The organism is Streptomyces sp. NPDC048734, from assembly GCF_043198675.1.
Lineage (GTDB): Bacteria > Actinomycetota > Actinomycetes > Streptomycetales > Streptomycetaceae > Streptomyces.
Genome location: NZ_JBICUZ010000012.1, coordinates 89,353 through 111,988 on the forward strand (window position 1 = coordinate 89,353; position 22,636 = coordinate 111,988).

At 73.9% G+C, this 22,636-nt stretch carries 21 protein-coding genes and 2 pseudogenes; 13 read left to right on the forward strand and 10 right to left on the reverse strand.

Annotation, left to right across the window (positions count from 1 at the left end):
- Window positions 1-9: 9 nt before the first annotated feature.
- The 5 genes and pseudogenes from glpK (at window position 10) to ACGFQC_RS27630 (ending at window position 6,728) form a co-directional block, all read left to right on the forward strand.
- A complete protein-coding gene (gene glpK / locus ACGFQC_RS27610) occupies window positions 10-1,527 on the forward strand; it encodes a glycerol kinase GlpK (RefSeq protein ID WP_363089575.1) in 1,518 nt (505 codons plus the stop codon).
- Between the two features lie 342 nt (window positions 1,528-1,869).
- Window positions 1,870-5,145, forward strand: coding sequence for a LamG-like jellyroll fold domain-containing protein (locus tag ACGFQC_RS27615; RefSeq protein ID WP_363089576.1), 3,276 nt, complete (start codon window positions 1,870-1,872; stop codon window positions 5,143-5,145).
- Window positions 5,146-5,252: 107 nt separating this feature from the next.
- Window positions 5,253-6,218: a YihY/virulence factor BrkB family protein gene (locus ACGFQC_RS27620; RefSeq protein WP_363089577.1), complete on the forward strand. Its 966-nt coding sequence runs from the start codon at window positions 5,253-5,255 to the stop codon at window positions 6,216-6,218.
- Window positions 6,219-6,300: 82 nt separating this feature from the next.
- Window positions 6,301-6,405: pseudogene (locus tag ACGFQC_RS27625) on the forward strand (NUDIX hydrolase); the annotation flags it as partial.
- Between the two features lie 158 nt (window positions 6,406-6,563).
- Window positions 6,564-6,728, forward strand: a complete 165-nt coding sequence (locus tag ACGFQC_RS27630) for a hypothetical protein (protein ID WP_393288818.1) — start codon at window positions 6,564-6,566, stop codon at window positions 6,726-6,728.
- An 82-nt stretch (window positions 6,729-6,810) separates the two neighbouring features.
- On the opposite strand, the gene ACGFQC_RS27635 is transcribed toward ACGFQC_RS27630, so the two are convergent.
- Window positions 6,811-7,545: a D-Ala-D-Ala carboxypeptidase family metallohydrolase gene (locus ACGFQC_RS27635; protein ID WP_363089578.1), complete on the reverse strand. Its 735-nt coding sequence runs from the start codon at window positions 7,543-7,545 to the stop codon at window positions 6,811-6,813.
- Window positions 7,546-7,734: 189 nt separating this feature from the next.
- Here ACGFQC_RS27635 and ACGFQC_RS27640 point away from each other — a divergent pair.
- Window positions 7,735-7,953 (forward strand): annotated as a pseudogene (locus tag ACGFQC_RS27640) (transcriptional regulator); the annotation flags it as partial.
- A 44-nt stretch (window positions 7,954-7,997) separates the two neighbouring features.
- Here the strand turns inward: ACGFQC_RS27640 and ACGFQC_RS27645 are convergent.
- Complete coding sequence (locus ACGFQC_RS27645; RefSeq protein WP_363089579.1) at window positions 7,998-8,963, reverse strand: expansin EXLX1 family cellulose-binding protein; 966 nt, start codon at window positions 8,961-8,963, stop codon at window positions 7,998-8,000.
- Between the two features lie 256 nt (window positions 8,964-9,219).
- On the opposite strand from ACGFQC_RS27645, the gene ACGFQC_RS27650 reads away from it, so the two are divergent.
- Window positions 9,220-9,642 carry an ATP-binding protein gene (locus ACGFQC_RS27650; protein WP_363089580.1) on the forward strand — a complete coding sequence of 141 codons (423 nt, stop codon included), beginning with the start codon at window positions 9,220-9,222 and terminating at the stop codon, window positions 9,640-9,642.
- Between the two features lie 38 nt (window positions 9,643-9,680).
- Here the strand turns inward: ACGFQC_RS27650 and ACGFQC_RS27655 are convergent, their stop codons facing one another.
- Window positions 9,681-10,028, reverse strand: a complete 348-nt coding sequence (locus ACGFQC_RS27655) for a DUF1330 domain-containing protein (protein ID WP_363089581.1) — start codon at window positions 10,026-10,028, stop codon at window positions 9,681-9,683.
- Between ACGFQC_RS27655 and ACGFQC_RS27660 the strand changes: the two genes are divergently transcribed.
- A complete protein-coding gene (locus ACGFQC_RS27660; protein ID WP_363089582.1) occupies window positions 10,027-10,248 on the forward strand; it encodes a hypothetical protein in 222 nt (73 codons plus the stop codon). The genes ACGFQC_RS27655 and ACGFQC_RS27660 overlap by 2 nt on opposite strands.
- 77 nt (window positions 10,249-10,325) lie before the next feature.
- Here the strand turns inward: ACGFQC_RS27660 and ACGFQC_RS27665 are convergent, their stop codons facing one another.
- On the reverse strand, window positions 10,326-11,603 hold the full coding sequence (locus ACGFQC_RS27665; protein ID WP_363089583.1) for a ricin-type beta-trefoil lectin domain protein: 1,278 nt from the start codon (window positions 11,601-11,603) through the stop codon (window positions 10,326-10,328).
- A 268-nt stretch (window positions 11,604-11,871) separates the two neighbouring features.
- On the opposite strand from ACGFQC_RS27665, the gene ACGFQC_RS27670 reads away from it, so the two are divergent.
- Window positions 11,872-12,810: an endonuclease/exonuclease/phosphatase family protein gene (locus tag ACGFQC_RS27670; RefSeq protein ID WP_363089584.1), complete on the forward strand. Its 939-nt coding sequence runs from the start codon at window positions 11,872-11,874 to the stop codon at window positions 12,808-12,810.
- Window positions 12,811-12,828: 18 nt separating this feature from the next.
- On the opposite strand, the gene ACGFQC_RS27675 is transcribed toward ACGFQC_RS27670, so the two are convergent.
- The 3 genes from ACGFQC_RS27675 to ACGFQC_RS27685 all read right to left on the reverse strand — a co-directional run bounded on the left by ACGFQC_RS27675 (window position 12,829) and on the right by ACGFQC_RS27685 (window position 15,503).
- Window positions 12,829-13,758, reverse strand: coding sequence for an ADP-ribosylglycohydrolase family protein (locus ACGFQC_RS27675; RefSeq protein WP_363089585.1), 930 nt, complete (start codon window positions 13,756-13,758; stop codon window positions 12,829-12,831).
- A gap of 127 nt (window positions 13,759-13,885) precedes the next feature.
- Window positions 13,886-14,758 (reverse strand): SGNH/GDSL hydrolase family protein, encoded by an 873-nt coding sequence (locus ACGFQC_RS27680; RefSeq protein WP_363089586.1) that lies wholly within the window; start codon window positions 14,756-14,758, stop codon window positions 13,886-13,888.
- A gap of 376 nt (window positions 14,759-15,134) precedes the next feature.
- Complete coding sequence (locus ACGFQC_RS27685; RefSeq protein WP_363089587.1) at window positions 15,135-15,503, reverse strand: VOC family protein; 369 nt, start codon at window positions 15,501-15,503, stop codon at window positions 15,135-15,137.
- Window positions 15,504-15,701: 198 nt separating this feature from the next.
- Between ACGFQC_RS27685 and ACGFQC_RS27690 the strand changes: the two genes are divergently transcribed.
- Entirely contained in the window at window positions 15,702-16,703 is a 1,002-nt protein-coding gene (locus ACGFQC_RS27690) for an NAD-dependent epimerase/dehydratase family protein (RefSeq protein ID WP_363089588.1), read from the forward strand.
- A gap of 118 nt (window positions 16,704-16,821) precedes the next feature.
- On the opposite strand, the gene ACGFQC_RS27695 is transcribed toward ACGFQC_RS27690, so the two are convergent.
- The gene (locus ACGFQC_RS27695; RefSeq protein ID WP_363089589.1) at window positions 16,822-17,931 is read right to left on the reverse strand and encodes a HAMP domain-containing sensor histidine kinase; all 1,110 of its coding nucleotides are present in this window, start codon (window positions 17,929-17,931) and stop codon (window positions 16,822-16,824) included.
- 2 nt (window positions 17,932-17,933) lie between these two features.
- The gene (locus ACGFQC_RS27700; RefSeq protein ID WP_363089590.1) at window positions 17,934-18,683 is read right to left on the reverse strand and encodes a response regulator transcription factor; all 750 of its coding nucleotides are present in this window, start codon (window positions 18,681-18,683) and stop codon (window positions 17,934-17,936) included.
- Window positions 18,684-18,798: 115 nt separating this feature from the next.
- On the opposite strand from ACGFQC_RS27700, the gene ACGFQC_RS27705 reads away from it, so the two are divergent.
- The 3 genes from ACGFQC_RS27705 to ACGFQC_RS27715 are packed head-to-tail and all read left to right on the forward strand — an operon-like array spanning window position 18,799 to window position 20,917.
- Complete coding sequence (locus ACGFQC_RS27705) at window positions 18,799-19,509, forward strand: glycosyltransferase family 2 protein (RefSeq protein ID WP_363089591.1); 711 nt, start codon at window positions 18,799-18,801, stop codon at window positions 19,507-19,509.
- Between the two features lie 32 nt (window positions 19,510-19,541).
- Window positions 19,542-20,156 (forward strand): DUF2064 domain-containing protein, encoded by a 615-nt coding sequence (locus ACGFQC_RS27710; protein WP_363089709.1) that lies wholly within the window; start codon window positions 19,542-19,544, stop codon window positions 20,154-20,156.
- Window positions 20,153-20,917, forward strand: coding sequence for a class I SAM-dependent methyltransferase (locus ACGFQC_RS27715; RefSeq protein ID WP_363089592.1), 765 nt, complete (start codon window positions 20,153-20,155; stop codon window positions 20,915-20,917). Before ACGFQC_RS27710 ends, ACGFQC_RS27715 begins: the two co-directional genes overlap by 4 nt.
- A 340-nt stretch (window positions 20,918-21,257) precedes the next feature.
- Here the strand turns inward: ACGFQC_RS27715 and ACGFQC_RS27720 are convergent, their stop codons facing one another.
- Window positions 21,258-22,562, reverse strand: a complete 1,305-nt coding sequence (locus tag ACGFQC_RS27720; protein WP_363089593.1) for a molybdopterin-dependent oxidoreductase — start codon at window positions 22,560-22,562, stop codon at window positions 21,258-21,260.
- Window positions 22,563-22,636: the final 74 nt, after the last annotated feature.

Genomic DNA, 22,636 nt, shown 5'->3' on the forward strand with positions numbered 1-22,636 from the left:
CGGCATCCCATGGCTGACTTCGTGGGCGCGGTGGACCAAGGCACCACCAGCACCCGATTCATGATCTTCGACCACTCCGGGAACGAGGTGGCGAAGCACCAGCTGGAGCACGCCCAGATCCTCCCGCGGTCGGGATGGGTCGAGCACGACCCCGTCGAGATCTGGGAACGCACCAACTCGGTGATACAGAACGCCCTGCGGCACGGGAACCTGTCCCCGGAGGACCTGGCCGCCATCGGCATCACCAACCAGCGGGAGACCACGGTGGTGTGGGATCCGCGCAGCGGACGCCCCTACTACAACGCCATCGTCTGGCAGGACACCCGCACCGACTCCATCGCCGCGGCCCTGGAACGCTCGGGCAAGGGCGACGTCATCCGCCGCAAGGCGGGCCTGCCCCCTGCGACGTACTTCTCCGGCGGCAAGATCCAGTGGATCCTGGAGAACGTCGACGGGGTCCGCGAGGCGGCGGAACAGGGCCACGCCGTCTTCGGCAACACCGACAGCTGGGTCCTGTGGAACCTGACGGGCGGCCCGGACGGCGGAATCCACGCCACCGACGTGACCAACGCCAGCCGGACCATGCTGATGGACCTGGAGACGCTGGACTGGGACGACGAACTGCTGGGCTTCTTCGGGATCCCCCGGTCCATGCTGCCCGTCATCAACCCCTCCTCCCACCGCGAGGCGTACGGCGTCACGCGCACCTCCCGGCCGCTGCGCGCCGCCATCCCCATCACCGGGGTGCTCGGCGACCAGCAGGCGGCCACGGTGGGACAGGTCTGCTACGCCCCCGGCGAAGCCAAGAACACCTACGGCACCGGCAACTTCCTGGTCCTCAACACCGGTACCGAGCTGGTGCGTTCGCAGCACGGGCTGCTCACCACGGTGGCGTACCGGTTCGGCGACGAGCCGGCGGTCTACGCCCTGGAGGGCTCCATCGCGGTCACGGGGTCCGCGGTGCAGTGGCTGCGCGACCAGATGAAGATCATCAGCAGTGCCGACGAGAGCGAGACGCTGGCCCGTACCGTCGAGGACAACGGCGGCATGTACTTCGTCCCGGCGTTCTCCGGTCTGTTCGCACCGTACTGGCGTTCCGACGCCCGCGGCGCGATCGTGGGCCTGGCCCGCTACAACGACAACGGCCATCTGGCCCGGGCGACCCTGGAGTCGATCTGCTACCAGAGCCGTGACGTCGTCGAGGCCATGGAGCAGGACTCCGGGGTCCACCTCGACGTCCTCAAGGTCGACGGCGGCGTGACGGCCAACGACCTGTGCATGCAGATCCAGGCCGACGTTCTCGGCGTGCCGGTCAGCCGCCCGGTCGTCGCCGAGACCACCGCGCTCGGTGCCGCCTACGCGGCAGGCCTTGCGACCGGCTTCTGGCGCGACACCGACGAACTGCGCACCCACTGGCAGGAGTCCAAGCGCTGGCAGCCCCAGTGGTCCGACGAGCGACGGGCCGAGGGCTACGCCGGCTGGAAGAAGGCGGTGGAACGCACCCTCGACTGGGCCGAGGTCGAGTAGGCGACGTCCTGACAGCTCTCCCGAGCCGGGGCCGACCGCACGTGTCGGCCCCGGCTCCGCCGTGTCGCCGGCCGGGCGCGCCCGCGGTCGCACCGTGCGAAAGGTCTGGACAACCCTCGAACACGCATGTTGTCATTCCGCTTGCGCGCACGGTCCGCCACGTCCGAAGAGCCGCTGGTTCCCTCCACTGCCCGCGAGCAAGTCCCCTGCTGTGCAAGGCCGTTCGCGGGTGGACCGGCCGTGGGGAAACCGTTCGCAAGCCGTTCGCGAGCCGTTCCCGAGTCGTCCCCGCTCGGTGCCCGCTCGATACCCGCTCGATGCCCCCGCGCGAGAAAGGTTTCGATGACCACACGGACCGCACGTCACCGCCGGCCGGCCACAAGACTGTGGACGCTGCTGATCGCGGCAGTCCTGGTGCTGCCCGCCGGCGGCCTGTTACCCACCGCCTCGGCCGCGGAACCGGCCGCCGGCACACCGGCGGCCTCCCCCGGCCGGGCCGCCGTCGAGGTGCACGGGCTGAAGGGCGAGTACTTCAGCATGTCGGCACCAGGAGCCCGCGACTTCGCCACGCTCGGTGGCACCCTGCTCGAACCGCAGATCAACTTCTCCGGACTGACCGGCACCTTCGAGGAGCTGACCGGGAGGACCGAGCACACCACGGCCCGCTGGACCGGCCGCATCCAGGCGCCGACGACCGGCGACTACACCTTCCACGCCATCGGTGACAACGGCTTCCGGCTGTTCGTCGACGGCCGGCCGGTCATCGACCACTGGGAACCCGACTGGGACCGGGAGCAGACGAGCGCGCCGGTCCGCCTGACCGCCGGTGAACCGCACGACTTCCGCCTGGAGATGTTCCAGGACCTCGGCGGGTCCAACATGTTCCTGCGCTGGTCGACCCCGGCGATGCCCAAGCAGCTCGTCCCCGAGTCGGCGTTCACCCCTCCGGCGGGGTTCGAGGTCTACCCGGTCGACCTCTCGGTCACCGAGGACGGGCGGCACCTGCGGGCCCGCTTCGAGAACGAGGTCGGCGGCCTCCAGGACGCCGGGGACCACCTGAAGGTCGAGGCCGACACCACCGCGATGCCCGTCGCCTCGCTCGCCGTCTCCCCCGGTGACCGCGACACCCTGGACGTCACGCTCGCGGAGCCGGTCCAGAAGGGCCAGCAGGTCCGCGTGACCTACGACGGCCTCGGCGGCCTGACGTCCGGCACCGAGACCGTCCCCCGCGTCGTCCGCTCGGCGCGGAACGCCTCCACGCACCGGCTCACCACCACCTGGGGCGACGCCCTCGACGAGAAGAACCCGCTGCCGGAGTATCCCCGCCCGCAGCAGGTGCGCGCCAAGTGGAAGAACCTCAACGGCCCCTGGCAGTTCAGCGGCGCCGAGGCGGGCGAGCAGCCGGTGTTCGGCAAGGCCCTCGACGAACGGATCGTCGTGCCGTTCCCGGTCGAGTCGCAGCTCTCCGGTCTTGAGCGGCACGAGGACCACATGTTCTACCGCAGGCTGGTCGACGTGCCGAAGAACTGGAAGGTCGGCAAGGGCAACCGGCTGAAGCTCAACTTCGGTGCCGTCGACTACCGGGCACGCGTCTGGGTCAACGGCAGGAAGGTCGCCGAACACACCGGCGGCTACACCGCGTTCGGCGCCGACATCACCGACGCCCTCACGGGCACCGGGCCGCAGGAGATCGTGGTCGCGGTCACCGACACCGGTGGCGCCGACCAGCCGACGGGCAAGCAGTCCACCGACCCGGGCGGCATCTTCTACACCCAGTCGTCGGGCATCTGGCAGACGGTGTGGATGGAGCCGGTCGCCGACACCTTTGTTGACAACGTAGTCACGACCCCCGACATCGACACCGGCAGCCTCGCGGTGACCGTCGAGTCCGAGGGCGCCTCCACGAAGGCGCGCGTGGAGGCCGTCGCCCGCGACGGGCTCGGCAGGGTCGTCGGCCGGGTCAGCGGGCCGGCCAACGAGGAACTGCGGCTGCCCGTGGCGGAGCAGCACCTGTGGAGCCCGGACGACCCCTACCTCTACGACCTCGACGTCAAGCTCACCGACGGCAGGTCCGTCGACCGGGTGAGCAGTTACTTCGGCATGCGCGAGGTCGGCATCGCGGACGTCGGCGGCTACCGCAAGCTCGTGCTCAACGGCAAGCCCGTCTTCTCCCTCGCCACGCTCGACCAGGGCTTCTGGCCCGACGGCCTGTACACGGCACCCAGCGACGAGGCCCTCGCCTTCGACCTGAAGGCGCACAAGGAGCTCGGCTTCAACGCGGTGCGCAAACACATCAAGGTGGAGCCGGCGCGCTGGTTCCACCACGCGGACCGGCTGGGCCTGCTGGTCTGGCAGGACTTCGTCTCCGGGAACATCACCGGCCAGGCGGGGCAGAAGGCGTTCGTCGACCAGGGCCGGGAGATGATGCGCCAGCACCACAACGCGCCCTCCGTGACCGGCTGGACCGTCTTCAACGAGGGCTGGGGCGAGTGGGACCGCGAGGAGAGCGGCCGTATCGCCGAGGCCGTGAAGGCCGCCGACCCGTCCCGGGTCGTCAACGCCCACAGCGGGGTCAACTGCTGCAATTCCAAGGGGGATTCCGGCAAGGGCGACATCATCGACCACCACGACTACAACAACACCGACCCGGCCTTCCCCGACCGGACGCGGGCCGCGATGGACGGCGAGCACGGCGGCTTCACCCTGCGCGTCCCGGGCCACATGTGGCCGGGCACCCCGACCGTGATCTACAGCGGTGTCGCCGACAAGGAGGCGCTGACCCGCACGTACGTCGAGAACACCGAGCGGTACTACCTCGACCAGGCCGGGGCCGAACTGTCCGGCTCGGTGTACACGCAGATCACCGACCTCGAGAACGAGCTCAACGGCCTGTACACCTACGACCGCCGGGAGATCAAGGTCGACCCGGTCCGGGTCCGGGAGATCAACCGCGCGGTGATCGCGGCCGGTGCCGCCGCGGGCGACCGGAAGGAGCTGAAGGGCGGCGGGCACTGGTCCCTCGACGAGGGCGCGGGTACCACCGCGAAGGACGACGGCCCCAACGACGAGGGCCTGAAGCTCTCCGAGGGCACCACCTGGACACCCGGTGTCAGCGGCAGCGCACTGAAGTTCGACGGGGAGGGACAGCACGCCGAGACCGACGGCCCGGTGCTCGACACCACCGGCAGCTACTCGGTGTCGGCCTGGGTCACCCTCGACGCGCTGCCGGGCAACTACGCCACCGCGGTCAGCCAGGACGGCCGACGTCAGGCGAGTCCGTTCTACCTCCAGTACGGCCGGGGCGCCTTCGCCTTCAGCACCCCCGGTGAGAAGCGCGCCCGCCTGGCGGTCACTCCCGAGCTCGGCCGCTGGTACCACCTCGTCGGGGTGCGGGACGGCGCGCGCGGCACGATCACGCTGTACGTCGACGGCGCGGCAGCGGCGACGGCCGACGCCGGTCCCGCCTACGTCGGCTCGGGCCCCCTCGCCGTGGGCCGCGCCCAGTGGAACGGCGCCGACACCGACTTCTGGAACGGAGCGGTCGACGAGGTCCACGCCTTCGACAGGGCCCTCACCGCGGAGGAGGTGAGCGCCCTGCACGGCCGGGAGAAACCGTGAGCGGCGGGTCCTGAGGGGCCGTCCCGGGATACGGTCTGCCGGTCGGGGCAGTCGGACCGGCAGACACCCGGAGGCAGCTCCGGCCGAGCACAGGGAGCCTGTCCACGATGGGAACCGCCGTCCACGTGCCGCAGACCAGGGACATGATCGGGGAGGAGCTGTCCGGCGACGAGGCGCTGACCGCGCTGCGGCGCTACGGCGGCTTCTCCCTGCTCGTCGACTCGTTCGCCCGGTTCCGGTACGCCGACGGCTTCACCAACGCGCGGGCGCTCGCCTTCCAGGTCGTGCTGGGTCTGGTCCCCTTCACCCTGGCCCTGGTGGGCCTGGCTACGTCCGTGCACACCGACTCCGTGGGCCGGATCATCGAGCTGACGCTCGGGGACATCGTGCCCGGTGCCGGAGCCGGCGTGGTCGACGACGCGTTCGCCGGGACGCGGCGCAGCGCTCACGGCGACGTGTGGAGCACCCTCGCCCTGTGGCTGGGGCTGGGGTTCGCCGTGCTGAACCTCGCCTCGGCGATGGCCCAGATAGAGCGGGGCGCCAACCGCATCTACGGCATCGAGCGGGACCGCCCCTTCGCCCGCAAGTACGGACGTGCCCTGCTGCTGTCGTTCGGGGCCGGGATGCCTCTGGTCCTCGGGTTCGTGGCGCTCGTGGCCGGCGGGCCGCTCGGTGACGCCGTCGCCGAGACGCTGGGGTCCGGCGCCGGCGGGACCCGCTGGTGGAACGCGGTGCGGATCCCGGTGGGCCTGGCGCTCGCGTGGATCGCCTCCGCCGTCGTCTTCCGCTGGTCCCCGCGCCGCCGGCAGCCCGGCTACACCTGGCTCGCCTTCGGCAGCGCGGTGCACCTGGTGCTGTGGGTCGGGGCCACCTGGCTGCTGTCGCTGTACGTCGGCACGAGCTCGTCGTTCGGCGCGGTGTACGGACCGCTGACCGCCTTCGTCGCGCTGCTCCTGTGGGCCAACGTCACGGCCGTCGCCCTGTTCCTGGGCATCGCGTTCGCCGCCCAGTTGGAGGCGGCACGGGCCGGGCTCGGGGACCCCGTCCGGCCAGACCCGGGGCCCGGTTCCTGAGCCCTCGCCGTATGACGTCGGGGCCGTGGACACGACACACCGGCCCGCCGCCCGCGTCATCCGCCCGGACGCCGCCTGTCGGGTGCTTCTCCCGCGCCGGCGTGATCCGTCCGACGGGAGCCTGCTGTGGGAGACGCCCGGCGGCGGGATCGAGCCGGGCGAGACACCGCCGGCGGCGGCGCGACGCGAACCGGCCGAGGAGACCGGGCTCGACCCGGCCGCGGTGGTCGACCGCTCGGCGCCCGTGGACCGGGACGTGTGGTGGAACGGCCGGCGGTACGTCGGGACGGAGCGCTTCTTCCTCGCGCGGGCCTGCCGACGGCGGACCGGGCGCGGCCGGCCGTCGTGGGGAGCGGTCTCCTTCCCGGCGAGCGGGCGGCCCTGGACACGCACCGCTGGGTCGCGTGGCCGGAGCTGCGCTCGCTGCCGGACCGGGTCGAGCCGCCACGACTGCCGGCCGTGCTCGGCGCCCTGGTGCCGGACGGCCCGCGGGGACGGCCGGGAGGCTGAGCGTGCGGCGGGCCCGGGGCCGCCGACCGGGCCCGCCGACCGCGGACCGGGCGCGGCCGGCGTGCCGTGGGGATGCGTGGGCTCAGATGCCGCAGGTGGGTGCGGACCAGTACGGGGACGGGTCGAGGGCGACGTGGGTGTGGTCGTTGTGGCCCGGGTAGCCCGGGCCGAGGATCTCCGAGAAGCCGTGGGTCCTGGCCTGCTGGGCGAGCCGGCACAGGGTCGGCGATCCGGTGAGGTCGACGGCGTCGCCGTAGAGGTGGCGGCTGGTGGAGGATCCGCCGACCGCGTTGTTGCAGGCGTAGGAGCGGAAGCCGCTGGAGACGGTGAGCGGTACGTCGCCGAGGGCGTGCCGCATGGCCTCGAGCCTCCACATCGTCTTGAGGGCGTTCGCCTTCGCGGTGGCCGCGGAGACGGCGCCGCCGGACCAGTCGGAGTTGCACCTGTTGAGTTCGGCGTAGGTGAAGTGGACGGGGGTGCAGTCCGCGTCCTGGAGGGCGTAGAGCTTGCTGAAGGTCCGCGATCCCGCGACACCGTCCGCGGTCAGGCCGTACGCGGCCTGGAACTTCTTGACGGCGGCGGTGGTCCGCGCGCCGAACTGGCCGTCGTAGGAGAGCCGTTCGCCGGAGGTCACCCATCCCGCGACGCGGATCTGGAGCTGGGTGACGTCGCTTCCGGAGGACCCCTCGGACAGGGTGCGGCTCCAGGTGTAGCACTCGTCGGCGTGCGCGGTGCCCGAGGTGGCGCCCACCCCGATCACCGCACCAGCCATGATCATGACAAATGAGACAAGCAGACGTGACACGCGTCTGAACATCCGGCCTCCCGACCGTCGACTCCGGCACCGACCGGCCGCCCCCGTCTCGACGGCGGCCCGTGCACAGAGTGGAGCACCGCGCTACGCGCGTCAACGGCGCCTGGGCACGGCGGCTCCGGGAGCGTCGCCCCCGCCCCGCCGTGCCGGGCGCGGCCTGCCAGGGCAGCGGACCCGCCGCGTTCCCGGCGGGCGATGGAGACGGCGGTGGTCGCGGACCTGCGGGTGGCGGCGAGCCGCTACCCGGCGGGCGGACGGCTGCGGCAGCCGATCGCCGACCTGCGCGCGCACAGCCACCGGTTCGCCGCGCTGTGGGAGTCCGGCGCCCCGGGCCGGCACGAGGCGTCGCGCAAGACCGTCGGCCACCCCCGGGTCGCCACCCTCACGCTGGACTGCGACGTGCTCGGCGTCGCGAGCGGCGACCGGGTGGGCCGACGGCGGCCGCGGGCCGGAACTCAGTGCCGCCGGAACTGGAGCCCGGTCGGCTGCAGGACGTCGGCGCGCACCGCGATGCCGTCGAGCCGGAGCTGTTCGCCGTGGATGTCGGTGATCCGCAGAGGGCCTCCGCAGCCGGTGCCCCGTTCGGAGAGGAAGTAGTTGAACTCGGCGCGGGGCAGCGGGTGCCAGGTGCCGCCGTCCCGGACCTCCAGTCGTGCCACCGGGTTGCGGTGGCCCACGACCTGGACGCCGCACCAGTACCGGGTGGAACCGGTCTTGTACCGGACCGCGACGGTGTCGGAGGTGCTCGGGCTCAACAGGGTCCACGTGATCGGGATCTCCCCCGCGGAGAGAGCGCCGAGCTTCGCGAACGCCTGCTTGCTGAGGTCGAGTTGACCGGGCGCGCAGGGCAACGGGCATTCGTTGGTGACCTTGACCGTGACGGAGGCGCCGTTCGCCGCCCGGACGAGGAGGTGGGCCCCGCACGCCCTGGACGTCTCGTAGTCGGTGTGGTTCATCGCCGCGATCATGAGGTCGTCGCTCGGGCCGAAGAGGCAGGCGCCGTCGCCGTCCGCGGCGTCGTAGTGGGTGGCGAGCCCGCGGTAGGTGACGCCGGGGCGGATCCGGCCCGCCGGCGGCGGCTCGGCGGCGACCGCCCGCGTGGGACTCGACGCCGACGCGCGTGCCCCCGGCGTCACCGCCGGGGTCTTCGACGGGCTCGCACCCGGGCTCACCGTGGGCGACGCGGAGGACGGGCGGGACGGGGAGGGGGACGGCGAGGCGGAGGGCGGGCGCGTCACGGTGCTCGACGGGGCGTCGGCGGCGGGTACCGCGACGGCGCGTCCGGGACCGGCGTCGCCGTCGGGGCGCAGTACCGCCACCAGGCAGACGAGTACGCCCGTGGCGACCAGCGCCGCGGCCGTCGTCGTCCACCGTGCGCGCGTGCTCGGGCGGCGCCGCGCGGCGTGCCTCTTGGTCTTCATGTCCGTCCGTTCACGAGAGCGGGTCGACTTCACGTCACCCGGTCGCCGCCCGCCGCGAAAAGGTTGCCGCCCCTTCTCGTTCCGCGTCCGGACCCGGCCCACGACGCCTCGCGCCCGGACCCGGCGTCGCGGTCCGGCCCGCCGGACGGACCGCGGCGGGGGAGGACGGACAGCGGGGAAGCGAGCGCGCCACGCCTCACCTCGGCGTCCCGGGGTACCCGCCCTCCCGTCAGACGTACTCGGGGAAGGGGTCACGATGGACAGGTCGGCGCTGCGGGCGGTCGGGTGGGCGCGCACCCTGCCGATGGACAGTTCGGTGAAGGCCGCCCGCGACTGGGCGAGGGGTCACCTAGACTCGCTGGGCTGGAACACCGAGGCCCCGGAGACCGCGGACGCCGTTCTGCTGACGGTCTCCGAGCTGGTCACGAACGCCCACCGGCACGCCCACAGCAGCGCCCAGCTCGTCATGGCGTGGGACAGCCGCTGTCTGCACATCGCGGTCCACGACCACTCGGACGAGCTGCCCGCTCCCAGGGAGCCCAGCACCGAACGGGTCGGGGGGCGGGGCATGTTCCTGGTCGACGCCCTGGCCGACAGCTGGGAGGCGCACCCCTGCCCGCACGGGAAGACGATCACGGCCTGTTTCAGTCCGCCCGAGGCGAAGGACCGGCCCAGCTGAACGGACGGCTGCCCGAAGTCCGTCCGGAGGCGGCTCCGCTAGCGGGCGGGCAGCGCCTCGCGCATCATCTTCGCCGTGCTGCTCGCGTCGTAGTCCGCGGGGACGCCCGGGACGAGGATGACGTCGCCCTCGATGTGCCGGGCGCGCAGGGGCGCGATCTCCCGGTATGCGGCGGAGGCCCACCAGGCCCGCGCCTCGGTGATCGAGGGGAAACCGATCACCACGACGTGACCGGGCCAGGCGCCCTCCATCACCTCGTGCTGCGTGCCGTGCACGAGGAAGCGGCCGCCGTACGGCTCGAAGGTCGCGGTGATGCGCTCGACGTACTCGGCGATCTCCTGGTGCGGTGCCGCCTCCCGCAGGTGGGCGATCGCGTAGGCGGTCATGGTGGTGTCCTTCCGTCCGGTGACGCTCTCGACGGCCACGATCCTGCGCCACGGGAGGGTCGTGGTCGATTACCCGGGAGGTAAGCACCGCGGCGGGCAGCAGGTCGGCGCCGCCGTCCTGGCCCGCGCGGTCGAGGACTCCCGGGTAGAGGACTCCCGGGTAATCGACGGGATCCCCGCCGCCGCACGGGCGGCGCTGTCGCCGGCCCGTGCGCGGTGACGCGAGGGGGCCGGGTCAGCCACCGGCCGTGGGAAGGCCCGGCCCGGTCGCCGCGGGAGGGTGCGACAGGCGCGTGCTCAACGGGTCACCGTCCACTTCTGGTTGACCGCTCCGGTGCAGGTCCAGATCTGCAGCCGGGTCCCGTTGGCCGAGCTGCCGCCGGTCGCGTCCAGGCACTTGTCGGCCCGCGGGTTGACGATGTCCCGCGCGGCGGGGACGGCCCACTGCTGGGCGGCGGTGCCGTTGCAGTCCCAGAGCTGGACGAGGGTCCCGTCGGCCGTGCCGCCGGAGGCCACGTCCAGGCACTTGCCGAGCGCGCGGATCGTGCCGTCGCCGCCCACCGTCCACCGCTGCGCGGCGGTGCCGTTGCAGTCGTGGAGCTGTACGGCCGTGCCGTTCGCGGTGTCGGCCCCGGCCACGTCGACGCACTTGCCGCCGACGCCGGTGACGGGTCCGCTGCCGCCCGGCTGGGCGGTGTCGGTGCTGACGCGGACGTAGTCGACCAGGAGCTGCTGCGGGAAGGCCGTGCTGCCGTCGGGGTCCCCGGGCCAGTAACCGCCGACCGCGAGGTTGAGGATGAGGAAGAAGGGCTTGTCGAAGACCCACTGCCGGCCGCCGAGGTCGGCGGGGGTGCGCCGCTGGTAGACCGTGCCGTCGACGGACCAGGTGATCGCGTTCGGGCTCCAGTCGACGGCGAAGGTGTGGAAGGCGTCGGCGAAGACCTGCCCGCCGGGCAGGGTGTACCCGGCGCCGATGCCCCCGGACCCCGAGTAGCCGGGCCCGTGCAGGGTGCCGTGCACGGCGGACGGCTCGAAGCCCACGTTCTCCATGACGTCGATCTCGCCCGAGTTCGGCCAGCCGACCTGGCCGATGTCGTTGCCCAGCATCCAGAACGCGGGCCACATGCCCTGGCCGCGCGGGATCTTCATCCGGGCCTCGACGTGACCGTACGTGGTGGTGAACCGGCCTGCCGTGTTCAGCCGGGCGGAGGTGTACTCGCACCGTCCGTACCAGCACTGGTGGTCGCCGGGGTTCTCACGGCGGGCGGTGATCACCAGATGGCCCTGGCCGTCCAGGGCGGCGTTGCGGTTGCCGGCCGTGTAGTACTGCCGCTCGTGGTTGTTGACGTTGTCGCCGGTCTCGATCTGCCACTTGGTGCCGTCCACGGCGGCGCCCGCCGGTCCGTCGAACTCGTCGGAGAAGGCGACGGCGGCCGCCCGGGCCTCGGTGACGGCGGGTGCGGCGGTCTTTGGCGCGGGCGACGCGCCCTGCGCGAGCCCGGTGGACAGCGACGCGAAGGCGAGGAGCGGGGCGAGGGACCACAGGAGGCGACGGGGAAAACGCGGGGAGTCCATGACTCTCCCTTCGTCGGGCATGACGCGGAGACCAGCAACCGCATGCGCATGACAGACATGCGCGCGAACGGGACCGGCCGGTCGGCGCAGCATGGGGCGGTGGGGGGACACGCTTAGTTCACTGTGTGATTTAAGGAGTGAGCAATACGCCTGTCAAGGGTTTGGTATGGACCACCACGACGGGGCTCACCTCGGCCGTGCCGACGACCGCCGTGTACGGTGACCGGCGGTCCGGGTCCGCACCGGTCACCGGCGCAAGGGGGTTGCCATGCACCACGGGCGGGTGCTCGCCGCGTCGGCGGTGACGACGGCCGCACTGCTGGCGTTCCACCGGCTGGTCCCCAACTCCCCCGGGCGGCTGGGCAGTCTGCTGGAGTCGTTCCTGCCCTGGCTCGGCCTGCCGGTCGTGGCGCTGCTCGGCATGGCACTGCTGCGCCGCTCCGCCCTCGCGCTGCTGGCCCTGCTCCTGCCCGCGGCCGTGTGGACGCATCACTACGGCGGCCTGCTGGTGCCCGCGGCACAACCCGGCGCGCGGGACCTGGTCGTGGTGCAGCACAACGTCAGTGACGAGAACGACGACCCCGCGGGCACGGCCCGCGCCCTGGCCGACGCCGAGCCCGACCTCATCGCGCTCCAGGAACTCCTGCCCCCGGCACTGCCGGTCTACGAGCGGTCACTCGCCGCGCGCTACCCCTACCGGACCGTTCAGGGCACCGTCGGACTCTGGTCGAAGCATCCGCTGTCCGGAGCCGGGCCGCTGGACATCAGACCCCGCGGCCTCGCACAGCCCTGGAACCGTGCACTGCGGGCGGTGGCCCGCACACCGTACGGCGACATCGCGGTGTACGTCGCCCACCTGCCCTCGGTCCGCGTCCGGGCGAGCGGCCTCGCCTCCACGTGGCGGGACGAGAGCGCCGGCCTGCTGGGGCGGGCCGTGGCGGCGGAGGAGCTGACCAGGGTGATCCTGCTGGGGGATCTCAACAGCACGGTGGACGACCGGGGGTTGACGCCGCTGACCTCCCGGATGAGCACGGCCGAGAGCGGTTTCGCCTTCAGCTTCCCCGCTTCCTTCCCGCTCGCGCGGATCGACCAGGTGATGGCCCGCTCGGCGCGCGTGCGCCAGGTCCGCACCCTGCCCGCCACCGGCAGCGACCACCTCCCCGTCGCCGCCCTGGTCGGACCGGACGGCGGACCGGCGGACCGGTAGACCGGCGGACCACTGGGGTCACTCGACGAGGCGGTGTGCGAGGTCGGTCAGCTCCGGCAGGCGCAGCACCCGTCCGTCGAAGCCGGGCAGCGGGACGTGGAGCGGCTCGGTCCAGCGCGCCGGGATCGCGTCCGGCCCGTAGCAGGCGCCCGCGAGGCCCCCGGTGACGGCGGCGACGGTGTCCGTGTCACCGCCGAGGTCGATCGCCGCGCGCACCGCGTCCTCGAAGCCGGTCGTGCTGCGCAGGGCCCACACCGCCGACCCGAGACAGGGCCAGACCGCGCCGTTGAACTCGGTGGCCCGGTCGGGATGCCAGTCGGGGGCGAGGACCGCGGCGTAGCGTGCGCGGTGGTCCGGGGCGACGAGGGTCAGCACGTCGGGCAGCGCACCGACGGGGTCGGCGCCGGTGAGCGCGACGCGGACCAGTTCGTGGAAGATCGCCGTGCCCTCCCAGGCGGCGCGGTCGCCGTGGGTGAGCGCGGCGATGCGCCGGGCGGCGTCCATGGTGGCGGCACGGCCGGCCCTCGCGAAACGGACGGCGGACGTCGACGCCCTCATCAGTGAACCGTTGCCGGCCGCCCGGAGGTTGACCTGGAAGTGGACCGCGGCGGCCTGGTCCCAGGGCATGCCGTTGGTCAGCACGTCCTCGGTCTGGAGGCCGATGTCCTTGGGGTCGGCGGCCGCCCAGCGCCGGAAGCGGCCGAACATGTCCGGGAGGTCCAGTTCGCCGCGCTCCAGCAGGGACTCGCCGACCAGGACGGCCATCTGCGTGTCGTCCGTGGCCTCACCCGGCTCCCAGCCGCCCCCACCGCACATCTCGCCGCCGCGTCCGGCGGTGGGGAAGCGGGCGGAGAACGCCCCCGGCGGACCGAACTCGAAGGGGGCTCCCAGCGCGTCCCCCACCGCCGACCCCACGACTGCGCCGACGGCACGCTCTCCCGGTTTCACCCGCGCAGGCTACCCCCGGTCGCGAAGTGCCGTACGTACCCGGGTCGGTGCCCGGCTCGGGCGCAGCGGGGTGCGCACGGTGGTGACGGTCCGGCGGCGGACCTCGCGGCCGTCGCCGGACGCTCCGTCAGCCGATTCCCAGGACGCTCATGGCCCGTTCGGCCATGCGCCGCTCGCCCAGGGCGTTGGGGTGGACGGGAATGACACTGTTGCCGAAGAGGAGGGGTTCGATCCACCGCGTGCCCACGGGCTTGCACGCGTCGTGGCCGTCGGACACCTGGGCGAAGTCGACGTAGGTGGCGCCGTTCTCCTCGGCTGCGCGCCGGACGACGGCGTTGAGGTGGGCCTGGATGCCGCGCAGGTAGGGCACGTCGCCGGCGGCGACCGGCAGTTTCGCGAAGCAGGACGGGTCCGCGGTGGCGGGCGTGATCCAGGGGTAGCCCAGCACCGCCACCCGGGCGCCGGGGGCCTCGGCGCGGACGCTGCCGAGGGCGGCCTTGAGGGCGGGATAGGTGCTCGCGTCGATCTGGTCGTCGAAGCGCGTGCCGTTGGCGTCCTTGCAGGGACTGCCCTGGCCGCCGCTGAGGACGCCCGCGGCGGCGCACGCCGTCACGGCGTTGATGAAGGTTCCGTTGTCGTTGCCGCCGATGGTCAGTGTGACCAGGTCGGTCCCCGCGTCGAGGGCGTTCACCTGGGGGCCGACGCCCGGGTACTGGGATTGGGTGAAGTCCTTGGTCTGGGCGGCGCCGCAGGTCACGTCCGTGAGGCGGGCACCCGTCCGGGAGGCGATGACGTGAGGGTAGTTGGCCGTGGACCGCAGGCACAGCGGGCTCGAGAGGTCCACCGGGAGGACCCCCGAGCCGGCGCTGTAACTGTCGCCGAGGGCGGCGTAGTCGAGGGGGGTGGCGGCCTGTGCGGGGGCCCCGGTGAGACTGAGGGCCAGCGCACCGACCGCCGCGAGTGACGCGGTCATGACATTGCGGAGGGCGGACTTCGGCATGTGCTCTCGATTCTCGGGAGTGCGGACACGACGAAAGCGGGCACGGTGATGCCCACGGACGTACGGAACGCGAGGAATGCGGCGGCTCGAGCAGGGGGAAGAGTGCCGACGGCGCCCCATGCGCGAAGGCGTACACCGACGACCGTGCGGCGCGGGTCGCATGGTTACCCGGTGGTTCTACCCACAGGTAATGTGCAGGCGCCCGGCAGCCGAGTCAACACGGTCGACCGAACTTCTTGAATCCCTTACAACTCTCCTGCCGGAGCCTTGCCGGGACGTCTTCGGCCCCACTCGGCCGGCCGTCGGCGACGGCCGCGTCCCTGTCCGGCGGGCACGCCTGCGGCCGTGAGCCCCGGCCGGGGGCGTGCCCTCGCGGTCACCCCCGCACCAGGCAGAAGGGGTGGCCGGCCGGGTCCGTGAGGACCCGCCACCTCTCCCCGCCCGGCTGGTGGTCCGGCCTTCCCGCCCCCAGTTCCAGCAGCCGGGCCTCGGCCTCGTCCAGGTCGTCGACCGCGAAATCGAGGTGGATCTGCTGCGGGACCGCCTGGGCCGGCCAGTCCGGGGGCCGGTGGGCGTCGACCCGTTGGAAGCCGATGACCAGCCCGTCCTCACCGGTGAGACCGGCGAACTCGGCGTCGGACCCCGGGTGCGGATCGAGGCCGGTCGCCTCCTGGTAGAAGGCCGCCAGGGCGAGGGGGTCGGAGCAGTCGAGCGTGATCGCTCTCAGTGTCATCCGCGGGGACATGCCATCTCCGGGCCGTTGAGCGGATCTTCCAGGTCCTGGCCGAGATACCCGGCCGGACCTGGCCGGCCTCACCGCGGACACCGTGCCCCACGGCACCGACAACGGAGTCCGGGTGTCCGGTCCGGCCCCGTCTTACGGAGTGGTGACGTGCCGGGCGGGTCACGGTGCGCGGCGGGACGGCGGTCCTAGCGTGGGCGCATGCGTGTACTGGTCACCGGCGGTGCCGGGTTCATCGGGTCCCGTGTCGTCGACGCCCTGCGGGCGCGCGGGCACGAGCCCCTCGTGTTCGACGTGCGGGAGGACCCGGCCGCCGACGTCCGCGATCCGGCGGCCGTGGCCGCCGCGCTCGCCGGTGCCGACGCCGTCTGCCACCAGGCGGCGATGGTCGGGCTCGGCGACGGGGTCGCCGACGCGGCGGAGTACGTCTCCCGCAACGACCTGGGGACGGCGGTGCTGCTCGCCGCCATGGCCGCGGCGGGCGTACGGCGTCTCGTGCTGGCCGGGTCGATGGTCGTGTACGGCGAGGGGCGTTACGCGTGCGCGCGGCACGGTGTCGTACGGCCGGGGCCGCGGGCCGTCGCCGACCTGGACGCGGGCCGGTTCGAGCCGCCGTGTCCGGCGTGCGGGGAGAGCCTGTCCCCCGGACTGGTCGGCGAGGACGCGCCTCTCGACCCGCGCAACGTGTACGCGACGACCAAGCTCGCGCAGGAGCACCTGGCTGCCGCGTGGGCGCGCGCCACCGGCGGTTCGGCACTCTCGCTGCGCTACCACAACGTGTACGGACCGCGGATGCCCCGCGACACTCCGTACGCCGGTGTGGCCTCCTTCTTCCGTTCCGCGCTCGCCCGGGGCGAGGCCCCGCGCGTCTTCGAGGACGGCCGGCAGCGGCGGGACTTCGTGCACGTGCGGGACGTGGCCGCGGCCAACGTGGCCGCCCTGGAGGCGCGGGGTCCGGCCGGCCTGCTCACGGCGTACAACACCGGCAGCGGCGAGCCGCACACGGTGGGCGAGGCGGCCCGTGCGCTGGCCGCCGCGTACGGCGGCCCCGAGCCCGTGGTCACCGGCGAGTACCGGCTGGGCGACGTACGGCACATCACCGCGGACTCCGCCCGGCTGCGGGCCGACCTCGGCTGGCGGCCCGAGGTCGGATTCGCGGAGGGGATGCGGGAGTTCGCGCGGGCCGGGCTGCGCGAGGCCTGATCCCGGCCGGGCGGGCGGGCCGGGACAGGACGGCCGAGACGGGTGGGCCGGGGGCGGGACGGCCCAGACGGGACGGCCGGGACAGGACGGCCCAGACGGGACGGCCCAGACGGGACGGCTACGGCGCCGGGGGCAGGGTCACCTCGAAGCGGCAGCCGCCCGGGATGTTGCGGACGGTGGCGCGCCCCCGGTGGGCCTCCACGATGCCCCGCACGATGGCGAGGCCGAGGCCCGCTCCGGCCGGCGGGGTGCGCGCGTGGGTGCCGCGCCAGCCGGTGTCGAAGACGCGCGGCAGGTCCTGCTCGGGGATGCCGCCGCAGCCGTCGGTCACGGACACCACGACCCCGTCCGGGCAGCTCTCGGCGCTCACCGCGACCGTGCCGTCCGCGGGGGTCCGCCGGATCGCGTTGACCAGGAGGTTTCCCAGGACGCGGCTCATCTCCTTGCCGTCGACCTCCACCGGCACCGCCTCGACGGGGTGGCCGACGAGGCGGACGCCGTGCTCGCGGGCGAGGGGGTCGGCGCCGGCGAGGGCGTCGCCGACGAGGTCGTACAGGGACATGCGTGCGGGGGTGAGCGGGAGGGTTCCGGCGTGGATGCGGGAGAGCTCGAAGAGGTCGCCGACCATGTCGTTGAGGCGTTCGACCTCGGTGCGGATCTGCCGCAGGTAGCGGCCGGGGTCGGCGGCCACCCCGTCCTCCAGCGCCTCCGACATGGCGCGCAGGCCGGCGAGCGGGGTGCGCAGGTCGTGGGAGATCCAGGCGACCAGTTCGCGCCGGGAGGTCTCCAGGGCGCGCTCGCGGTCGCGGGACTCGGCGAGCCGGGCACTGGTCGACGCCAACTCGCGGCTCAGCGAGTCCAGTTCGGCGGTCGTCGGGCCCGCGGGGACGGCGAAGGCGCCGCCGTCCCCGAAGGAGCGGGCGGCGGCGGTGAGGGCGCGGCTGCGGGCGACGACCCAGCGGCCCAGGAGCAGCGCGGTCGCGAGGGAGACCACGGCGGCCATCGCCACGACGGTGGTCACCACGGTGAGGTCGTGCGGGGACAGGAACATCGCCCGGGCGACGGCGAGGGTGCCCGCGAGCATCGCGACCACCCCGACGGCGGCGACCACGGCGAGCGAGGCGGTGAGCGAGCGACGCCGGATCAGGCGCAGCGCGGCCGCTCCGGCGATGCCGGTGGCGGCGGCGCCGGCGAAGGCGTACAGGGCGATGAGGAGGGTGTCGCGCACGGTCAGCCGGCCTCCTGGCCGCGGGGGTCGAAGCGGTAGCCCACGCCCCACACGGTCTGGATCAGGCGCGGGCGGGCCGGGTCGTCCTCGACCTTGCCGCGCAGCCTGCGGACGTGGACGGTGACGGTGGACAGGTCGCCGAAGTCCCAGCCCCACACCTCACGCATCAGGTCCTCGCGGCCGAACGCCCGTCCCGGGTGCCGCAGGAGAAAGGCGAGGAGGTCGAACTCGCGCAGGGTGAGGGCGAGTTCGACGCCGTTCTTGGTGGCACGGCGGGCGGTGGGGTCGACCGTCAGGCCGGCCGCGCCCAGCGGGGGCGTCATGGTGGCGGGCCGGGCGCGGCGCAGCACGGACTCCACCCGCAGGACGAGCTCGCGCGGGCTGAAGGGTTTGGTGACGTAGTCGTCGGCGCCCACCTCCAGGCCGAGGATGCGGTCGTCCTCGTCGCCCCGGGCGGTGAGCATGATGACGGGGACGGGCCCGTGGCCGCGCAGCCTGCGGCAGACCTCCAGGCCGTCCATGCCGGGCAGCATCAGGTCCAGCACCACCAGGTCGGGCCGGTGGGCGGCGGCGCGGGCCAGGGCGGCGGGGCCGTCGTCGGCCCGGTCGACGGTGTGGCCGGCGCGGTCGAGGTAGCCGGTGACGACCTCCGCGACCGTGGGGTCGTCGTCGACGACCAGGATGCGGGCGGTGGCGCCCGGCGCGTGCCCGGCGGTGGTTCCTGCCTGCGGGGACTCGAACGGCGGCTGCATGCCCCCAGCCTCGCACCACCGCGTCGCCGGCGGGGGCCGCGGGGCGTGCGCACGGCGTCGACGTCCGCGTTTCGTAAGGAGCCGAAGTCCGGTTCGTCCTGTTCGCGTTCGTAGGGTGAACGGCGTGACCCTTCCTCCCTCTCCCCCGGACGGCGTCGACGTCGTCCTGCCCTGTCTCGACGAGGCCGGGGCCCTGCCCTGGGTGCTGGCCAGGATCCCGGTCGGCTGGCGCGCGCTCGTGGTGGACAACGGCTCCACCGACGGTTCGGCGGAGATCGCCCGCGGGCTCGGCGCGACCGTCGTCCACGAGCCGCGCCGGGGCTTCGGCGCCGCCTGCCACGCCGGGCTGACCGCCGCCACCGCGGAGGTGGTGTGCTTCTGCGACTGCGACGCCTCGCTCGACCCGTCCCTGCTGGAGCCGTTCGTGCGGGAGGTCCGCGCGGGCGGGGCCGACCTGGTGCTCGGCCGGAGGCGGCCGCACGGCCGGGGCAGCTGGCCCGCGCACGCCCGGGCCGGCAATCTCGCCCTGGCCCGGCTGCTGCGGCGCCGCACCGGTCTGCCACTGCACGACCTGGGCCCGCTGCGGGCCGGCCGCCGCGAGGCGCTGCTCGGCCTCGGCCTCACCGACCGGCGCAGCGGCTACCCGCTGGAGATGGTGGTGCGGGCGGCCGACGCGGGCTGGCGGATCACCGAGCACGACGTCCCCTACCTGCCCCGCGCCGGCGCCTCGAAGGTCACCGGCACCTGGCGCGGCACCTGGCAGGCGGTACGGGACATGAGCCGCGTCCTGAACGACGTCCCCGTCCGCGAAGGGACCCCGCGGTGATCCGGCCGGACCCGGTGACCGCACCGGCCCCGGTGACCACGCTCCTCGTCATCGCGAAGGAGCCGGTGCCCGGTCGGGTGAAGACCCGGCTCACCCCTCCGTTCGCGCCGTGGGAGGCGGCGGCCCTCGCCGAGGCCGCCCTCGCGGACACCCTGGCGGCCGTCGCCGCCGCTCCGGCCGTCCGGCGGCTCCTCGTGCTGGACGGCGCGCCCGGGCCGTGGCTGCCGCCCGGCTTCGACGTCGTGCCGCAGTGCGCGGGAGGTCTGGACGAACGGCTGGCCGAGGCCTTCGCCGGTTGCGAGGGGCCCGCGCTGCTGATCGGCATGGACACCCCGCAGGTGACGCCGGAGCTGCTGACGGTGGACTTCGCGGGCTGCGACGCGTACTTCGGGCCCGCCGAGGACGGCGGCTTCTGGGCGCTGGGACTCTCCGTGCCGGACGCCGCGCTGCTGCGGGGCGTGCCCATGTCGACGCCGTTCACCGGGGCCGTGCAGCGCGAGCGGCTCGTCGCCGCCGGGCTGCGGGTGCGCGACCTGCCGCGCCTGCGGGACGTGGACGACGCCCGGGACGCCCGTGCCGTCGCCGCGCTGGCCCCGCACGGCTGGTTCGCCGCCCGGCTGGCCCGCTGCGCGGCGGCGCACCGATGAGGACCCGGCAGGCCGGCGCCGTCCCCTGGGCCGCGGCCGACCCGTACTCCACCGCGCTGCGGGCGGGTCGCGGTCCGCTGTTCCTGCGCCGCGCCGACGGCCGGCTGCTGCCGCTGGAGGTGGAGCGCTGGTGCGCGCGGGCCGACCGGGTCGATCTTGAGGTGCTGGACCGGTGCGAGGGCGCCGTGCTCGACGTCGGCTGCGGGCCGGGGCGGCTGGTGGCGGAACTCGCCGCCCGCGGCCGCAGGGCCCTCGGTGTCGACGTGAGCGAGGCGGCCGTCGAGCACACCGTCCGGCTCGGCGGACAGGCGCTGCGCCGCTCGGTCTTCGAGCCGCTGCCCGGCGAGGGCCGCTGGGGCACCGTCCTGCTCATGGACGGCAACGTCGGCATCGGCGGTGATCCGCGCGCCCTGCTGGACCGGGCGGCCCGGCTCCTGTCCCCCGGCGGACTGCTGATCGCCGAGACCCTGCCGGTGGACGTCGACGAACGCGCCGAGGTACAGGTCGTCGGCGTCACCGAGGCCCACGCGGGGAGCGGCGGTCCGTTCCCGTGGGCGCGGCTCGGCACCCCGGCCCTGTCCCGGTACGCGGACCGGGCGGGCTGGAGTGCCGTCGATCAGTGGGCGGCGGGCGGGCGTTGCTTCGCCGCCCTGCGCAGCCGCAGCGCCGGCAGCAGCGCCGAAGTGCCGAAGAGTACGGCGGTGATCAGCAGCCAGCGGGCCGCGAACCCGTCCGCGGGGAGCCCGGTGGCCGACCGGTAGCGTCCGGCCGCCGTCCCGCTGATCAGCGGGAACCACACCAGCAGGAGCAGTCCGGACAGGGCGGCCGGGACGCGGACGTACCCGGTCCACTCGGCGCGGCCGGCCGTGCGCAGCCCCCGGACCAGGGCCCGGTCCGCCGTCGCGTACAGGGGCAGCAGTACCAGGTCGTGCAGGACCGCGGCCCCCGCGAACCACAGGACCACGCCGAACCAGTCGCCGGCGAGCAGCCGTACGCCCGCGTAACCGGCCAGTGCGAACGAGCAGGCGAGCAGGAGGACTTGGAAGGGGCTGCCGACGGGGAACCGTCGTCGCGCCGGACTCGTCGCGGGTGTCCGGCTCATCACAGGTCTCCGAACGTCAGGCGGGCCACCCACTTGGTGTTGAGCACACCGGGCGCGGCGGGCACGATGATCCGCGCCGGGTGGCCGTGGTCGGGGGAGAGTTCCTCGCCGTTGACGTACAGGGCGAGCAGGGAGCGCGGGTCCGCCACCTGGTTGGCGCGCAGGGCGGCGCGGCGGAAGGCGCCGCGGAGCTGGAGGGACTCGACGAACACGTCCGGCGGATCGTCGTCGGGTCCGACGAGCGCGGCGAGGTCCCGCAGCCGTACGCCGCGCCACCACTGGTCGGACGTCGACCAGCCCTCGACGCAGGCGATGGGCAGGGCCGCGCTGTGCGGCGGGAGGCGCAGGAGGTCGTCGTGGGTGAGGCGGACGGTGCCCGTGCGTCCGGTGACCACGAGCCGCCAGGCGTCGGGGCTCGTCTGCGACGGGCGGATGCCCGCGTACCGGGCCGTCTTGTTGATCTGGAAGCCGTTCGGTCCGGTGCCGGGGTCCGCTCCGCCGTGCGGCGCGAGGAGGGCGGTGCGCCGCAGCGGGCCGTCGGTGGTCTGGCCGGCCGTCGTCGCGAACAGAAGCAGCGCGCCGCCGCCCACGAACCCCAGGGCGCCGCGCCGGGAGACCGTCGGGGGGTCGGGCCGCGGGGAGACCAGCGGGTCCGCCCCGGTGGTCGGGTCCGCCCCGGTGGTCGGGTCCGTACCGGTGGTCGGGTCCGTCCCGGGCCGCGGTTCCCGCTCGTCGCGCAGTCCGCGCAGGTTCCGTACGGCGGCCGGGGACTTCAGGGCGGCGTGGGCGGCGAACGCGGCGAAGAACACCCACGCGCCGTAGAAGTGCAGCGGGTAGAAGGAACCCGGGAAGGCGTAGTCCAGCTGGACGTTGAGCACGCCGGTCACGAACTCGAAGAGCGCTCCGCCGACCAGGAGCAGCAGGGAGATCCGCTCCAGGGCGTGCGCGAGCGAGCGGGCCGGCGGCAGCGCGAACAGCTTCGGCACCACGGACCACAGTTTGGCCAGCAGCACCGGGATCAGGGTGATGCCCAGGGTGACGTGGACGCCCTGGTTCAGCCGGTACAGCCAGTGCGGGTCCGTCGGCCAGGCGAGGAGGTAGAGGCCGAGGATCCCCTTGTCCGGGGTCTTGTCGTTGACCGGCGCCAGGTCCGGGTTGTAGGCGGCGTACGACAGCAGGCCCGTCACGAACAGCACGGTGACGCCGGCCAGGAGGACGAGGCCCAGCACCGAGGTGAACCAGGGGCCGCGCAGAGGGCTGCGCCAGAAGCCGGGCGCGGAGGGAAGCCGTGGATCGTCTCGCATGCCCCGACCGTAGGCCCGCGCACCCCGGCGGACGGGCGCGCGACCCATGACGAAACGCTGACGTCCGGCGCCGC

Coding starts and splice junctions, on each gene's coding strand:
- glpK (WP_363089575.1), top strand. CDS start 10: ATGGCTGACTTCGTGGGCGCGGTGGACCAAGGCACCACCAGCACCCGA.
- ACGFQC_RS27615 (WP_363089576.1), top strand. CDS start 1,870: ATGACCACACGGACCGCACGTCACCGCCGGCCGGCCACAAGACTGTGG.
- ACGFQC_RS27620 (WP_363089577.1), top strand. CDS start 5,253: ATGGGAACCGCCGTCCACGTGCCGCAGACCAGGGACATGATCGGGGAG.
- ACGFQC_RS27635 (WP_363089578.1), bottom strand. CDS start 7,545: ATGTTCAGACGCGTGTCACGTCTGCTTGTCTCATTTGTCATGATCATG.
- ACGFQC_RS27645 (WP_363089579.1), bottom strand. CDS start 8,963: ATGAAGACCAAGAGGCACGCCGCGCGGCGCCGCCCGAGCACGCGCGCA.
- ACGFQC_RS27650 (WP_363089580.1), top strand. CDS start 9,220: ATGGACAGGTCGGCGCTGCGGGCGGTCGGGTGGGCGCGCACCCTGCCG.
- ACGFQC_RS27660 (WP_363089582.1), top strand. CDS start 10,027: ATGGTGGTGTCCTTCCGTCCGGTGACGCTCTCGACGGCCACGATCCTG.
- ACGFQC_RS27655 (WP_363089581.1), bottom strand. CDS start 10,028: ATGACCGCCTACGCGATCGCCCACCTGCGGGAGGCGGCACCGCACCAG.
- ACGFQC_RS27665 (WP_363089583.1), bottom strand. CDS start 11,603: ATGGACTCCCCGCGTTTTCCCCGTCGCCTCCTGTGGTCCCTCGCCCCG.
- ACGFQC_RS27670 (WP_363089584.1), top strand. CDS start 11,872: ATGCACCACGGGCGGGTGCTCGCCGCGTCGGCGGTGACGACGGCCGCA.
- ACGFQC_RS27680 (WP_363089586.1), bottom strand. CDS start 14,758: ATGCCGAAGTCCGCCCTCCGCAATGTCATGACCGCGTCACTCGCGGCG.
- ACGFQC_RS27685 (WP_363089587.1), bottom strand. CDS start 15,503: ATGTCCCCGCGGATGACACTGAGAGCGATCACGCTCGACTGCTCCGAC.
- ACGFQC_RS27690 (WP_363089588.1), top strand. CDS start 15,702: ATGCGTGTACTGGTCACCGGCGGTGCCGGGTTCATCGGGTCCCGTGTC.
- ACGFQC_RS27700 (WP_363089590.1), bottom strand. CDS start 18,683: ATGCAGCCGCCGTTCGAGTCCCCGCAGGCAGGAACCACCGCCGGGCAC.
- ACGFQC_RS27715 (WP_363089592.1), top strand. CDS start 20,153: ATGAGGACCCGGCAGGCCGGCGCCGTCCCCTGGGCCGCGGCCGACCCG.
- ACGFQC_RS27720 (WP_363089593.1), bottom strand. CDS start 22,562: ATGCGAGACGATCCACGGCTTCCCTCCGCGCCCGGCTTCTGGCGCAGC.